1 protein-coding gene and 1 pseudogene are annotated in these 1,133 nt (G+C 63.8%); both read left to right on the top strand.

Annotation, left to right across the window (positions count from 1 at the left end; translation table 11 throughout):
- On the top strand, positions 1–552 hold a 552-nt coding region (locus L9Z73_RS30930; RefSeq protein ID WP_345894199.1), incomplete at its 5' end, for an FtsX-like permease family protein.
- Positions 545–1,133, top strand: a pseudogene (locus L9Z73_RS30925) (formylglycine-generating enzyme family protein); the annotation flags it as partial. The gene L9Z73_RS30930 and the pseudogene L9Z73_RS30925, both read left to right, overlap by 8 nt.

The raw sequence follows: 1,133 nt of genomic DNA, 5'->3' as shown, positions 1-1,133 counted from the left end.
AGCGTGGGCGAGCAGCGGGTGTATCCGGCGTTTCGCCTGTATGCGCGCAACCTCACCGATGTGGAGCCGCTGCGGGTGTATTTCACCGGACAGAATCTGTGGGTGTCGACTCAGGCATCGAGCATCGCCCAGGTGCAGTCGTTGAGCCGCAACCTTTCAATCGTGTTTTGGGTCATCGCCGGGTTGGCCTTGGCCGGGGCGTTCGCGGCGATCTTCGCCGGGGCGTTGGCCGCCGTGGCGCGCAAGCGCAGGGAGTTGTCGGTGTTGCGCCTGTTGGGCTTTTCCACCGGCGCGCTGTTGCGCTTTGTGGTGCTGCAGGCGCTCTACAGCGCTGGCTTGGCTGCCGTGTTCAGTGCGGGTCTGTATGGCCTGGCCGAGGCGGGGTTGAATCAATTATTCGTGCAGGTGCCGGGCGAACACGCCAGCCACCTGTTGGTGCGTCATTACGGCCTGGCCCTGGTTGCTGTGCTCGGCGTCAGCGCCGTGGCGGCGGCCTGTGGTGGTTGGCGCGTGGCGCGTATCCAGGCTTCTGAAGGAATCCGAGATGTATAAGTTACTGGGCGCCGCCCTGGCGCTAAGCCTGGCTTCACTGGCCTGGGCCGATGAAGCCAGCGATAAGCTCGACAACCCCAAGCCGTTGCCGGGCGACGTCAGCCTGCCGTTGCCGTGCGAAGGCAACATGGTGTTCCGCTACGCCTACGTGCTGGCCCAAGGCACGTTGGACGACCGCGAGATCAGCCTCGGCTACCCGTTTGCCGAAGGCGAGGCGGGTTACCAACAGTCGTTTATTTCCGGCTATCGCCGCGACTTCATCAACGGCCAGTTCAGCCTCAAGGACCTGCCCAAAGACTGGAATAAAGTCATCGCGCCCCTGATGCCGAAGACCGACGCCAAGACCCCGCTCAAGCCGATGCTGTACTTCATCGGCAAGTACGAAGTGACCGCGCGTCAATATGCCCAGGTGATGTCCCAGGCGCAATCGCTGGCCAGTGGCGAACCGGCGCCCGCGTGCGATGCGCCCAGCGGCATGGCCGGGCGTTTGCCCAAGGTCAAGCTGTCGCGCTTTGAAGCCGAGCGCTTCTCGGCGGTGTACAGCGCCTGGCTGATGAAATACCACCGCGAGTTGCTGCCGG

It is taken from the genome of Pseudomonas emilianonis, assembly GCF_023072625.1.
Taxonomy (GTDB): Bacteria; Pseudomonadota; Gammaproteobacteria; order Pseudomonadales; family Pseudomonadaceae; genus Aquipseudomonas; species Aquipseudomonas paraveronii.
The sequence above is the reverse complement of the archived record's forward strand: the minus strand, read 5'-3'. Positions and strand labels throughout refer to the sequence as shown.